The organism is Ktedonobacter sp. SOSP1-52 (assembly GCF_016587395.1).
On the sequence record NZ_BNJH01000003.1, the window covers coordinates 1338092 to 1350000 of the forward strand.

Annotated in this window: 10 protein-coding genes; 7 read left to right on the top strand and 3 right to left on the bottom strand. The window is 51.7% G+C overall.

Annotation, left to right across the window (positions count from 1 at the left end; all coding sequences use genetic code 11):
• The first annotated feature begins 35 nt into the window (after positions 1-35).
• Both JMJ16_RS31145 and JMJ16_RS31150 read left to right on the top strand, forming a co-directional pair.
• Positions 36-1340: an MFS transporter gene (locus tag JMJ16_RS31145; protein ID WP_201387933.1), complete on the top strand. Its 1305-nt coding sequence runs from the start codon at positions 36-38 to the stop codon at positions 1338-1340.
• 214 nt (positions 1341-1554) lie between these two features.
• Positions 1555-3093, top strand: a complete 1539-nt coding sequence (locus JMJ16_RS31150; protein ID WP_201387934.1) for a YifB family Mg chelatase-like AAA ATPase — start codon at positions 1555-1557, stop codon at positions 3091-3093.
• A 105-nt stretch (positions 3094-3198) separates the two neighbouring features.
• Here the strand turns inward: JMJ16_RS31150 and JMJ16_RS31155 are convergent, their stop codons facing one another.
• On the bottom strand, positions 3199-4155 hold the full coding sequence (locus tag JMJ16_RS31155) for an LLM class F420-dependent oxidoreductase (protein WP_201387935.1): 957 nt from the start codon (positions 4153-4155) through the stop codon (positions 3199-3201).
• A 794-nt stretch (positions 4156-4949) separates the two neighbouring features.
• On the opposite strand from JMJ16_RS31155, the gene JMJ16_RS31160 reads away from it, so the two are divergent.
• Both JMJ16_RS31160 and JMJ16_RS31165 read left to right on the top strand, forming a co-directional pair.
• Entirely contained in the window at positions 4950-5918 is a 969-nt protein-coding gene (locus JMJ16_RS31160; RefSeq protein WP_201387936.1) for an RIO1 family regulatory kinase/ATPase, read from the top strand.
• 138 nt (positions 5919-6056) lie between these two features.
• The gene (locus JMJ16_RS31165) at positions 6057-6968 is read left to right on the top strand and encodes a diacylglycerol kinase family protein (protein ID WP_201387938.1); all 912 of its coding nucleotides are present in this window, start codon (positions 6057-6059) and stop codon (positions 6966-6968) included.
• Between the two features lie 3 nt (positions 6969-6971).
• Here the strand turns inward: JMJ16_RS31165 and nth are convergent, their stop codons facing one another.
• On the bottom strand, positions 6972-7688 hold the full coding sequence (nth, locus tag JMJ16_RS31170; protein ID WP_201387940.1) for an endonuclease III: 717 nt from the start codon (positions 7686-7688) through the stop codon (positions 6972-6974).
• 322 nt (positions 7689-8010) lie between these two features.
• Positions 8011-8298, bottom strand: a complete 288-nt coding sequence (locus JMJ16_RS31175) for a hypothetical protein (protein WP_007904990.1) — start codon at positions 8296-8298, stop codon at positions 8011-8013.
• 545 nt (positions 8299-8843) lie between these two features.
• Here JMJ16_RS31175 and JMJ16_RS31180 point away from each other — a divergent pair.
• The 3 genes from JMJ16_RS31180 (at position 8844) to JMJ16_RS31190 (ending at position 11858) form a co-directional block, all read left to right on the top strand.
• Entirely contained in the window at positions 8844-10067 is a 1224-nt protein-coding gene (locus tag JMJ16_RS31180) for a GTP-binding protein (RefSeq protein ID WP_201387942.1), read from the top strand.
• 28 nt (positions 10068-10095) lie between these two features.
• Complete coding sequence (locus tag JMJ16_RS31185) at positions 10096-10890, top strand: hypothetical protein (protein ID WP_201387943.1); 795 nt, start codon at positions 10096-10098, stop codon at positions 10888-10890.
• Between the two features lie 104 nt (positions 10891-10994).
• On the top strand, positions 10995-11858 hold the full coding sequence (locus JMJ16_RS31190; protein ID WP_201387945.1) for a prephenate dehydrogenase: 864 nt from the start codon (positions 10995-10997) through the stop codon (positions 11856-11858).
• Positions 11859-11909 lie beyond the last annotated feature (51 nt).

An 11909-nucleotide genomic window follows, 5' to 3' on the forward strand; every position in this document is an offset into this window, starting at 1 on the left:
TTCTATGCAGATTTTTGTTCATTTGGGATTGATGCATGAAAAAGGATGGATATCAGGAACCGCTGGCGCGGGTCGCTGTAGAAGCTGAGATAACGACCCGCGGTGTTGCTTTACCCCCTTCAAAGCCCCCCAGTCATTGGAGTGTGCTACGCAATCGTAACTATGCCTTACTGTTTTGGGGACAACTTATCTCCGCTGCGGGCACACAGATGCAGATTGTGGCTGTTTCCTGGCAGGTGTATCTGTTGACGCACTCCGCGATTGCACTTGGTATTATTGGCTTACTACAAGCGATTCCTCGCTTACTCTTTTCGCTGGTGGGAGGTGTGCTGGCTGACATCATTGATCGTCGGAAGATGCTGCTGGTAATTGAAATAAGTATGGCCAGTATGTCAACACTCCTGGCGCTGTTTACGCTCTCGGGGGCCATCAATGTCTACCTGGTCTATGTGATTGTCCTCATCTCGGCCTCGGTCTCAGCCTTCGAATTTCCTGCTCGTCAGGCGGTGGTACCAACGCTTGTGCCTCGTGAACAGATCGCCAGCGCAGTCTCGCTCAACTCGGTCATGATGCAGCTTACCTTTGTCATTGGTTCCGCCTTTGGCGGCTATGTCATAGGCTGGCTGGGCGTTGTGGCTACGTATTGGCTAGATGTTGCCACGTACTTTGTGGTGATTGGCACTTTGCTTCTCATGCATATTCCACGCGTGGCCGTGGAGAAGCGCCCTCAATCTGGCTGGAAGGCTCTTGGCGATGGGATACAATTCCTGCGCGCCCATCCCATTATCTTAAGCGTGCTCTCGATTGATTTCTTTGCCACGTTCTTTGGCTCTCCCAAGGCCCTGCTTCCCGTCTATGCCAACGATATTTTGCATGTGGGCGCGCAGGGGCTTGGCGTACTGGTAGCAGCGACCTCGCTTGGCGCGGTGGCCCTGACGCCGCTGACGGGGATCATCAACCGTATTCTACGGCAGGGGTTAGGCGTCGTGGTCGCGGTGTTGGGCTGGGGACTCTGCATTGTAGGGTTTGGTTTCGCTCCCGGACCACTCTGGCTCTCGACGCTTTTGCTGGCTGGCGCTGGCGCGGCCGACATGGTCAGTATGATTCTGCGTGGCTTAATTGTGCAGCTTATAACGCCGGATGAGTTTCGGGGGCGTATCAGCGCGGTCAACGCCATGTTTGTCATTGGCGGACCCATGTTGGGGCAGTTTGAGTCGGGTGTCGTCGCGGGCATCGCCTCGCCGCAACTCTCCGTTATCAGTGGTGGTGTGGCCTGTATTGTGGCAACGCTGGCAATTGCCTGGCTGGTGCCCTCCCTTTTACGTGTCAAAGTCGAGTGATATAGTTGCACCTATTTTGGCTTGTGGGGGCTTGGGGAAGGAGGACTGCTCTGGGCATACACCTGTTTAGCAGTATACTCTCCTTCCCTATTTTTATGGCATGTGAAAAACGACGTCGCACTTTTTATAGCCTATTTTGCTGGCATGCTTGTGTTTTGTGTGTGCTTCGTAGATAATTGGATGTAGATGTGTATGTTGAGGAAGGATGTGTTTTATGCTGGCGATGGCTCGAAGTTGTTCGGTTGTTGGTCTGGATGGTGCATTGATTGAAGTCGAAGTGGATGTCTCCAATGGGCTGACGGCTTTCTTGATTGTGGGTCTGCCGGATGCGGCGGTAAATGAGGCCAGGGAGAGGGTGCGTTCCGCGATCAAAAATAGCGGGTATATGTTTCCTATGAAGCGTCTGGTGGTCAACCTCGCCCCGGCGGATCTCCGCAAAGAAGGCCCCTCGTTTGATCTCCCCATCGCGATCTCGATCCTGTATGCGAACGGGCAAATTGATCCTGTGAGTGGGAATGGCGATTTATCCCCCTATTTGTTCCTGGGAGAACTCTCGCTTGATGGAACGGTTCGCCACACGAATGGGATTCTGCCCATGGTTGCCCTGGCGCGCGAAAAGAATATTCAAGCGGTCTTTGTGCCCGCTGTAGACGCAAAAGAGGCCGCATTAGTCGAGAATATCACCGTCTATCCGGTTGAGAAACTAGCGCAAGTGATTGCTCATCTCAATGGGCAGAAGCTTATCGAACCCTATGCCTATGATATCTCTTTGCTCAGACAGGCAAACGATGTCGAGTATGCACAGGACATGGCCGCCGTACGTGGGCAGGAGCATGTCAAGCGCGCGCTGGAGGTCGCAGCCAGTGGCGGACACAATATCCTGCTAAGTGGCCCTCCAGGATCGGGAAAGACGCTCCTTGCGCGTTCTGTCCCTTCTATCCTGCCCCGAATGACGACTGAAGAGGCCCTCGATGTCACGCGCATCTATAGCGTGAGTGGTATGCTGCCCTCAGATATGCCCCTGGTGCTACAACGTCCCTTTCGTTCTCCCCATCATACCGTGAGCCACGCAGGTCTTGTAGGTGGTGGTCGTCTTCCACGCCCGGGCGAGATCAGCCTGGCACATCGTGGTGTGCTCTTCCTTGATGAACTGCCCGAATTTGGCCAGAATGTTCTGGAGGTGCTTCGCCAGCCCCTGGAAGATAAAGTGGTAACCATCTCGCGCGCCCAAGGTACCATCACCTATCCCGCCAACTTTATGTTGATTGCAGCTATGAACCCGTGTCCCTGCGGATTCTTCAGTGACCCTATCAAAGAGTGCGTCTGTTCGCCGACGGCAATTGCGCGCTATCAGAAGCGCATGAGCGGTCCCCTATTGGATCGCATTGATATTCATGTTGAGGTGCCACGCGTCGACTACGAGAAGCTCTCTGAGAAGCGCAGTGTGGAATCCTCTGCTGTCATTCGTGCACGTGTCCAGGAAGCACGCGAGCGTCAATTGAGGCGCTTCGCAGGTTCAAGTTTTACCTGTAACGCGGAGATGGGACCAGCCGAGGTGCGTGCCTTTTGCGAACATGATGAGGCGGCTGAGCGCTTGATTAAAGCAGCGATGCAGCAGTTGCATCTCTCGGCTCGCGCCTATCACCGCGTTTTAAAACTGGCGCGCAGTATCGCTGACCTGGCTGGCAGTGACATCATTAGCGCGACCCATATCGCTGAGGCCATTCAGTACCGCCCCAAGATAGGGCGCTAGCCATCGCTTTTTATGATAGATTGAACATACTTATGGCTGGTTCTCGACGCGTGCAGTGAACCAGCCATAAGCTACAGTATATTTTCTCTTCTGCTTGTCCTACAATTACTTTGGTAGGCATTCCTGGGCGAAGAGGCGGAGCGAAGTGAGTTGAGCGGCGTCTTGCAGGAAGATGATCAATTCCTGGGCCCCAGCCTGCTCAATCTCGGCCAGGCGCTTACTGATGGCATCAGGAGTGCCTACAAGAGCCTGCTCACGTAAACGTCCCGAGGGAATGTTGCGTTTGTAGTACTCAGATTTGGCGAGCGCTTCCTCGTCAGTTTCAGCAATGGCACAGTTGAAGAGAACAGTGCGGCGAATTTCATTGTAGTCGCGCCCCACCTCTTCACAGTGATCTTTGATGATCGCGAACTTTCGGGCCAACCCTTCATTATCCAGGTGTCCAATGTTGCAGGCGTCGGCGTATTGCGCGACGAGCTTGAGCGTGACTTTTTCGCCACCGCCGCCGATCAACAAAGGAATATGAGGCTTTTGAGCTCCCTTGGGCTGATTGATGGCTCCGCGAACCTGGTGAAATTTTCCCTCAAATACGGCTTCTTCATCTGTCCACATGCTTTTGATAATGCGCACCGCGTCACGAAGCTGGCGTAGGCGCGTTGGTCCATCAGGGAAGGGATAGCCATAGGCATTGTACTCATGCTCATACCAGCCCGCGCCAATGCCAAAGTCCAGGCGTCCATGGCTCAGGACATCGACGGTGCTCGCCATCTTCGCCAGGAGGGCGGGATTGCGATAGCTATTGCAGGAGACCATCTGTCCGATACGAACGCGCTTCGTATCACGCGCCAGGGCCGCTGTGCTGGTCCAGCATTCAAAGGTTGGCTCTTGCGTGGGAGTTGGAACGGTGTGAAAATGGTCAAAGAGCCAGATGGAATCAAAGCCTAGCGCCTCAGCCTCCTGGGCAACGCGCGTCATGGTTTCATATGCCTCAACGGGATCCGCGATGCCGACTAGATCCATGCGCCACCCCTGTGGAACGATTACACCTACCTTGAGAGCCATACGTCTCCTCCTTTGGAACGAACTATTTGCTGAACGCTTGTATATTCTCCTTCCCCTATCTTATGCTTTTCTCTTGCCCAGCGGCAAATGGAATTGGTCAGGTTTTTTTATTTTTCTTTGCCGTATCTGCTTTCGCGCCTGCGGCACTCAAGGGTAGTATGTATGGGCGTGTGGCATGTGCTTTTGCACATGCCACACGCCCATACTACAAGAGGCGAGCTTGCGAGCAGAGACAGAAGAGGATAGAGGACTTTCGAGAGGCCCTGATAAAATGGCAAATTTTGCTTGCGTCTATAATGGTCTTATGGTAAAATGATCTCATACTTCATTTTCTCGGAGGTGTACATATGGCGCAAGTAATTCTCTTCTCAGTTTCCAGCAGCAAGGTGGCAATCGTTTAACTAATACCTGTTGCGCGCTGAAAAAAGCATAGGATCACTTTTGGTCGTGTGTGCATGGCTTCTTCATGAATAGCCTCCGCACCCCTTCTTTTATACAGTTATGTTGGTATGCATGGCTGTCTCTCCTATGGCTCTCAAACCACAGCGTAGATGTTCTATGGTTCCCACCTCGTTATGCTATAGAGCAGGTTGAATTTGTGGTTTAAGAGGGCGAATTTCACCCTTCCCTGAAGCCAATACTCGTATTCCTTGCAGACAAACACTTGGGGCGAACTATGCCCTCTCCACGGTGTTTTCATACCTGCATCCTGCTGCTGGATACTCCCACCCCTTTTCTTCCTGCCGTTCATTATATTGCAGGACTTCTTATAGACATATCCACAAGGAGTATGTGTGTACGAGAACAACGATGAGTTCGATTTTGAAGAGGGTAGCTCTTCATTCGTCAAGATGAAAAATAAGTATCGCACCAGGCACCAGCCCAAGCCCACGCGTAAGACGAGCTATGAAAGCAATAAAGATGTCCAACTCTGGCTGAAGGAGCAGGCTGCAGATGCCAGCGCATCCAAGGAATTTAACCCGACGATGCTCTCTTCACAGCGCGATGGCCCCTGGATTCAATCCTCGCTCTCGCAGTTCTATGAAGAGGACTTGATCTCTGATGTGCTCTATATCGCCAAAAGCGGGAAGGAGGCATCTGTCTTCTGCTGCGTTGCTCACCCTTCTAGTGGATATGATGTGCTGGCGGCGAAGGTGTATCGCCCGCGTATGTTTAGAAGCCTGCGCAATGATGCTGTCTATCGCCAGAGTCGTGTGGTGGTTGATGAGCATAAAAAGGCGATGAGCAATTCCCGGGCTAAGCGAGTCATGTCGCGTAAGAATACCAAGGCGCGTGCCTTACAGGTCTCTTCATGGATTAGCTATGAGTATGAGACGCAGATGCGGCTCTATGAAGCAGGCGTCCATACACCAAAGCCTCTCTCGCACATTGGTAATGCCGTCCTGATGGAGTACCTGGGTGATCGTGAGCGCCAGGCTCCGCTCTTGCGTGAAGTGACACTGGAACCTGAAGAGGCCAGGCCACTCTTCACACAGATTCTTACCGATATAGAGTTGATGTTTTCATGCAACCGGGTACATGGCGACCTCTCGGAGTACAACGTTCTCTACTGGGAAGGGAAGGTGATCATTATCGATTTTGCCCAGGCCGTTGATCCACGCCATAGCCCGGCGGTTCTGGAACTGCTGCAACGCGACATTGAGCGCGTATGCACCTTTTTCGCGCCATATGGAGTTGAGGCGAACGCGCGAGAACTTGCGTATGAGATCTGGCTACGCTATATGGGGCCATTGCCTGAATAGCTATTGTGCAGTTTTGCAGGGCATAGAGAGCACTTGCTCTCTATGCCCTGATGATTTGTGGAGCTATAGAGAATATGCTACAATCGAGCGAAAATATAGCAGCGTGTATGCCTGACCGACACAAGGACGATAATATACTTGGAGAAACCGGATACCTCTCAGCCACCTCTCATCATTCTTAACCCAGCCGCTAACCGTGGAAATATGGCGCTGCATCGCTCCTTGATCGCGAGCTATGGTCAACGGCATGATCTGGAGTATATCGAAACACGTCTACCTGGAGAGGCGCAAGAGCTGGCGAAGCAGGCGGCGCAATCTGGGCAAGTGATTGTGATGGTTGGAGGGGACGGTACGCTCAACGAAGTCGTCAATGGTATTTTATCTTCGGGGAGTCGCGTCCCCCTCGGGATCGTTCCCGCTGGATCAGGAAACGATTATGCCTACAATACACTTCAACTGCCCCGTGAGCCAGAGGCCGCTCTGGAGCGTGCCTTGCATGGAAGCCCGGTTGAGGTTGATGCGGGCATCGTCAACGGCCATTATTTTATCAACGCCTTTAGTGTTGGCCTGGACGCGGACATCGCCGTGGCTGTGGGGCAGCTCAAGAAATATCCTCTGATGAGCGGTGCCCGCCTCTACTATACTGCTGCCTTGAAGCAGCTCCTCCTTGGCTACCGGCACTGTCCCTGGTTGACCTTTAGTATTGATGGGGTTGAGATTGTTCCCGAGAAACAACAATTTGTCCTGCTGGCGGTCTCCAATGGTCCAGCCTATGGCGCAGGCTTTCGTGTGAACCCGCAAGCCGACTACCGCGATGGTTATTTTGATGTCTGCGCCTTCTCATATACTCCGTTGCTGCGTGCACTCAAGCTGTTACCAGTGCTTCAAAGAGGTGAACATAGTAGTGAGCCAGAAGTCAAATTCTATCGGGCCAAATCGGTGCGAGTGAGTAGTGCGTTGCCAGCCAATATGCAGTGTGATGGCGAGACCCTGCGTGCCTCTACGTTTGAGGCCCAGGTGCTGCCAGGTGCACTCATTGTGCGTATATAGCTTTTATATCCTATCCTCTAGGCCTGACTGGCTGTCTGTGCTTTTTGTGGGTAGGGATGCTGAAGGGCAGAGCATGGCCAGGGTACATTGTGTGCAAAGTGGCTTGCGGGCATCACAAATAGCGCGTCCATGAAAGATCAGCAGGTGCGAGAGGTCCAGCCAGTCCTGCTGAGGAATGATGCGCATGAGCTCTTGTTCTACTTTTACCGGATTGGTCTGCCGGGTCCAGCCCAGGCGGCGCGAGAGGCGACCTACATGCGTATCAACCACAAAGCCCTCTACGATCCCAAAGGCATTCCCCAGTACCACATTGGCCGTTTTACGTGCCACCCCCGCTAAGCTCAATAATCCCTCCATAGTGCGAGGTACCTCGCCATGGTACTCGCTTAGAATTCGTTGGCAGGCCGAGCGAAGATTGCGTGCTTTATTGCGATAGAAGCCTGTTGAGCGAATATCCTGTTCAAGCTCCTCCTGGTTGGCGCTGGCGTAATCCTCAATGCTGCGATATTTCTTGAAGAGCCTAGCGGTAACAATGTTGACGCGTTCATCTGTGCATTGGGCGGAGAGCTGCGTTGCTACCATCAGCTCAAGCGGATTAGAAAAATTGAGCGAGCACATCGCCTCTGGATAGAGCCGGCGCAATTCAGCGATAATCGCGTGTACCTGCGTCGGCGAGCCAGGCTCTGGCCCTGCATATGTTGGGATAACTGTCTGTTCCATAAAACGCATCGTACCTTTTTCTGGCTAACTCATGTGAGTGTATAGCTTGCTACCCTTTTAATCTTATTGTACCGTGTGGTGCAGTTTGACAGCTATTGGCTGTCAAACTGCACCACACGGTACAATAAAGCGAGCGCCGCAGGCGCGAGAAGTCAAGCCAACAGCTTAACCAGATTGCTGTAGAGACACTTGTATCTTGTCGATAATAAAGAGTGGTTTCCCACAAAAAAACGGCTTCGATATTGAAGCCGATTATTACAAACATGTTGATGAATTGTCAAGTCCTTACAAGTGCTTTAAGAATGAAGAAAAAAGGATCTAACTAAAGACCTTTTCCATAGTGTTCTCGTTGTGAGCGAAGCAACACCCGCAATGCATCCGCCTGTCCACGGTTCCAGGCGGCAGAGTGGACCTCGCGCCCTACGATAGGTAGAGAGCTTTTTTCACGGATCTGTGCAGCGCGCTCACGTTGCATGATTTCATGCACAATCTGGCGGTCGCTGAGCTTCCAACCCTGAAGTTTGGCCTGTTCTGCGAACCACATGACACGCGAGAAGCCAGCATGATATTCCTGCTCTGTTTGTTCATTGCACAAGGGGGTATCTCGCATTATGGTGCCTCTCATTTACAAAAAATATGCAAGATGAATGTAAGAGTTTATGTTTCGATTATGTCAGAAAAAGGAGCTAGACGTCAAGCATTACCTTCCGATTCACTACGCTCATAGGCGTAAAAACTTGTAGTGTTTGTTGAACTCTTGATTTTGCGAATGCGTCTTCTCTGGATTTGTTTCATGTTAACCAACTAAGATTTAACCTGCTCAAACGGCTATACGTATATATTTGTGTCCTGGCTTTTGCCTAGCTATACTGATTAGAAGAGGTAAATACCTACTTTTGATCATTGCTTAATAAAGTCCATTGAAGTTCTGTAAATTTTTATTTGATATTCTCTCGTAGTAGGTAAGCAAGTGCGATAGGCTCGTCTCCAACAAGCGTGAGCTATCCGTGTAATAGATACCGTTTGCTCTTGACGGATTGGACGAATTGTAATTGCTAATCGTTATAATCACAAGCATGTGTTGGCACATGCCTGAACTTATACTGATGGGCGAAGCGTTTTTTGCGCGACCATATCAGGGAAGGAAGAATGAGCGTGGCAAAGCCGAAATATTCAGCAGGCGATGAGAAACAGCGTAAAGATCTGGGGAAGAAGCTGACCGACAGTGTCTGGCGTCAGAGTAATCGTCCGGGATCCATTAAGGACCTGGGCATTAGCGCACTCAAGAATCTTCCCGCGAATATCGGCATGGTCCAGGGCTTAATGAAGGCCATCAACTGGAATCAGGCCCAGCAGGATGTAATACAGGGATTAAGCAATACGGTTGCGATTGTGGGTATGCCGAACACAGGCAAGAGCACACTCTTCAATCAGATGAAGGGACAGACGCTCTCGCCCGTTTCCGCCCAGGTAGGGACCACGCGTACTCTCGTGCGTACAGACTTTGGTCCCTTTACGCTGATTGACACTCCTGGACACTTACCAGATGTCATGGAGAGTGGCATGGAGCAGGCAAGTGTGGTAGTATTCTTGCTTGATGCAGCCAGGGGATTGCAGGCTGAGGATCGTGAGCTGTACAACAGTATCCGCAAGCTCGAAAAGCCAACTATCATTGCCGTCAACAAAGTTGATACCTTGCGTGGCGGTGAGAAGGGTGATCAGATTGCAACAGAGATGGCAGTCTTGCTAGGTTCCCCAGGCATTATTCCCATTTCTGCCAAGAATGGTAGAAATGTGGCTGAAGAGCTTATTCCAGCTATTATTGATGCCAGCCCAGAGGCCGCGCTCGCCATTGGTCGCGAGTTGCCAGCCTATCGACGCCAGGCCGCGCAACGCATTATCCGTAACGCTACCCTGGTGAGCCTGGCGGCAGGCATTGAGCCAATTCCTTTTGTGGATATTCCAATCCTCCTTGGCACGCAGGCGCGCCTGGTGCTTCGCCTGGCGGCATTATATGGTGAGCCAATGGATAATACCGAGGCCATCAAGCACGCTCGTGAACTTATCACAACCATGGTAGGCGGCCTGGCGTTCCGTTACCTAGCTGAGCAGGCGGCCAAGCTCGTACCCTTTGGGGGTGATTTTGTGGCTGGCGCGATTGCTGGCGCGGCTACATGGTCAATTGGCGAGGTTGCGCTGGAGTACTATGAAAATGGGAAGCGTCTGAGCCCGAGCCGGTTGCAGCAGATCTACAAAACTGCCTACCTCCGTTTTCGTAAGGAGAAGACCTCGGATGAGTTGCTTGCGGAGGCCAGGAGTGAGAGCACCCAGGGGGAAAAAGATCCGCTGACAGCCTTAGATGAGGCAAAAGAAGCGTAAGCAAAAATACAAGAGAAGAAGGGACAGTATGAGCGAGTCAATGCTCTTTCCCTATGAAAAATATATGACCCTGTCCGAGTCTGTACCGGTATATTATCCTGCCGGTGACGAGACTCGGGCTAAGCAGGTATTTCAAATTCTGACCAGGGCAACTGAGCAATTAGAACAATTGTTTGGTCAGAAGCGCCCGGAGCTTGAGATTCTCCTCCTGGCGCCCGAGGATTTTCAGATAGCTCCGCATGATGAGATGGAAGAGGTGGGTATGCCACATCCTTATTGGACGGATGTGACATCTCCTCCTACAATTGTCGTACCAGCTGAAGTGGACTTGATCTTTGGCGAGGTAACGCCTGCAAAGTTTTCTTTCATGCTCTATCACGCCCTTGTCCTGGCCTTTCTCGAGAACGATCCACGCCCCTGGCCGGAAGATAATCCCCTCTGGGCCGATGAATGGCAAATCAAGTTTGGTGCCCTCTGGCTCTCGCAGACGCTGGATGGTGAAAAAGGGGTTATCAATACAGATCTGTTCGCAGAATATGATGATATTTTTGAGGTAGAGCCTGACGGCAAAACCCCCAATACGGTGCGCGGCTTTGATTGGTATGAGGATACCTCGCCTGAGGACTATCTATGCTATCAACTCCTGTTAGAGCAGATGGCCATTGACCTGTTGCAAAAATACCCGGCAGCCATTCTTCCGCGTTTTCTGGCTTTATATCGCGTGGAGCGTGATGTGTGGCTTAGTGATGAAGTAACTTCTCTCCTGGCTTCGGTACTTGGTCCGGGTGGTGAGGAGTGGCTGGAGGACCTTGTCTACTTCTAGCGCTTTCTAATAACATCATGAGCTAGCAATCTGTACATGTCGGTATGCTTTCAGGCATACCGGCTTGTGCTTTTTCATATCTTAATTTGGGAAGAGGCGATGCTATGTTTAGTCGTGTGGCAATTGTGGGTCTGGGCCTGATAGGAGGGTCTATTGGCCTGGCTTTGCGTCGATCTAAAGCCGCGCAAGAGGTGGCTGGTTATGACCTGGGAAAGGGTGTCTGCCAGCAGGCTCGCAGAGTAGGAGCCATAGATGCGGCTTATGAATCGCTAGAGGATACCGTGCGAGGGGCAGATCTTGTCATTTTAGCGACCCCTGTTGGCGCGATTCGGGCGTTACTGCAAGCCCTTGGTCCTGTATTAACGCCTGGGACTGTGATCACCGATGTGGCAAGCACCAAGGCACAGGTAATTAGCTGGGCGGAGGAGTTTCTACCCGAAACTGTGGCGTTTGTGGGAGGCCACCCCATGGCTGGTAAAGAAGTAACTGGCGTTGAAGCCGCAGATGCAGACCTCTTTCGTAATCGTGTCTACTGCCTAACACCCACGGTTCGCACGCGCTCAGGTGCCATCAATAAAGTAGTGGCGCTGGCGGAAGTGTTAGGTGCCCGCATACGTTTTCTGGAGCCGGCTGAACATGATGGCCAGGTGGCGACTGTCAGCCATCTACCCTTTCTAGCCTCGGTAGCGCTCATGGAGATGGCTGGAGAGAGCTCTTCCTGGCGAGATGCGTCGCTACTGGCAGCCAGTGGCTTTCGCGATGCTACCCGTCTGGCCGCTGGAAGTCCCGAGATGTATCGTGATATTTGTTTAACCAATCGAGATGCCTTAAGTCGTGGTCTGGATAAGTATATAGCGGCTTTACAAGAGCTACGCAGGTTGATCGTAGATCATGATACGAGTATAGTCGAACACTTCTCAGAGGCTCAACAGATGCGCCTAAAATGGCAAGCTACTTACGAAGAATAAGGACCAGGTTTTTTAAAGCACTAAATTTGGTGTGTTGCAAAAAAAGTGCCA